At 63.2% G+C, this 1902-nt stretch carries 1 protein-coding gene; it reads left to right on the forward strand.

Annotated features, from left to right (window positions below):
- Positions 1–238 precede the first annotated feature (238 nt).
- A partial coding sequence (locus E1J61_RS36125) for a peptidase domain-containing ABC transporter (protein WP_133098555.1) occupies positions 239–1902 on the forward strand: 1664 nt, incomplete at its 3' end.

Consider the following 1902-nt stretch of genomic DNA (forward strand, 5'->3'; position numbering starts at 1 on the left):
ATCACGTTCGTGCCGCCGCACCAGGAAACCTTCACCGAGGTCGTGGACCGGGTCGCACAGGCCAGTGTCGTCGACTTGGGGATGGGGTACCCCCACACCAGCTAACCACTCATTCACAGATTCCACCACATCGGCCGCTCCGCCAGGAACGGCCGTGTTGGGAAGGCTTTACCCATTTATTGACGGATATGGTAACAATGCAGCACTTTTTTCGAGCCTGTTGGTGGAGGGCGCGGTCATGACTACCGCGCCGCTTCGACCCAATCTGACGATGCTGGCCGCGCTTGCCACGCTGCATGAGCGGCGTGCTGATGCCGAAGCGCTCGCGCGGCGGTGGGATGTTGCCCACGACCTCGATCCCGACCGCGTGCTGTGGGGCCTGCAGGATCTCGGCTTCACAGCCAAGCGCGTCAGCGGCACGCTGTCCGCGCTGGCCAACGCGCCGCTGCCCGTGCTTGCACCGACCACCAGCGGTGAAATGGTCCTGGTGGGCAGGGTCAGCGACACGGTGCTGGTGCAGCGCGCCGGCGCGAAGGCCGTCGCCGTGTCGGCGGCCGAGTTTGCGGCGGACTTCGCCGGTGCATGGATCGAAGCGAGTCCGAGCGTCGCCTCGGTGACCGCGACGGCCGACGCCGCAAGCGGGGCTGCCGCGTCCCAGTTCAATGTGGGGTGGTTCTGGCAGGCCATCGGCAAGTACAAGGCCGAGCTGGCGCAGGTCCTGCTCGCGTCGTTCTTTGTCCAGATCTTCGCCCTGGTAACGCCGCTGGCCTTCCAGGTGGTGATCGACAAGGTGCTGACCCACCGCTCGCAAAGCACACTGGTGGTGATGCTGGTCGCGCTGGCTGGCGTGGCGCTGTTCGAAGCGGTGCTCTCGGGGCTGCGCCACTATCTCCTGACGCACACCACGCAACGGGTCGATGTCGAGCTGGGCGCACGTCTGTTCCAGCATTTGATGCGCCTGCCCATGTCGTTTTTCCAGTCGCGGCGCGCGGGGGACATTATCGCTGCGACGCGTGAACTGGAGACTGCGCGCAACTTCCTCACTGGCCAGGCGCTGACCGCCTGGCTCGACTTGGTCTTCGCGCTGGTTTTCCTGGCGGTGATGTTCTACTACAGTCCGCTGCTGACGCTCATCGTCGTCGTCTTCCTACCGATCTTCTTTGGTGCGTCATACATCGTCAGCCCGTTGCTGCGCAAGAAGCTGGAGGACAAATTCGCACTGGGCGCCGACAACCAAGCCTTCCTGGTGGAAACCGTCGGCGCGATGGAAACGCTCAAGAGCCAGGCGGTGGAGGCAAGCTGGCAGCGCCGCTGGGAGGAGCGGTTGGTGCGTTTTGCCGTGTCGTCATTCGAATCGGGCCACACTGGCAACTGGACCAACCAGCTCACCAATCTTGCCAGCAAGGCGCTGACGGTGATTCTGTTGGGCGTGGGTGCCATGCAGGTGATCGACGGCAACCTGACTGTCGGCGGCCTGATTGCGTTCAATATGCTATCTGGCCGTGTCAATGCGCCGATCATCAAGCTGTCTACCCTGTGGCAGGAAGTTCAGCAGATGCGTGTGGCTATCAAGCGACTGGCGACCATCATGGATGCCACGCCTGAGCCTGGCTTCGCTTCCGATGGCGCTGGACGCCGCCCCCTGCAAGGTCAAGTCAGCTTTGATCGAGTGAGCTTTGCCTACCAGGCCAACGGCGTCCAGGTGCTGTCGGACGTGTCCTTCAGCGTCCCTGCTGGGGAGGTCATCGGCGTGGTTGGCGTCTCAGGCGCTGGCAAGACAACTCTTATCCGATTGCTGCAACGCCTGTATATCGCCACGAGCGGACGGGTCTTCATCGATGGGATCGATCTCGCCACGGTCGATGCCACCTGGCTGCGGCGCCAGATCGGTGTGGTCTCCCA

The organism is Cupriavidus sp. L7L (assembly GCF_004353535.1).
Classification (GTDB): Bacteria; Pseudomonadota; Gammaproteobacteria; order Burkholderiales; family Burkholderiaceae; genus Cupriavidus; species Cupriavidus oxalaticus_A.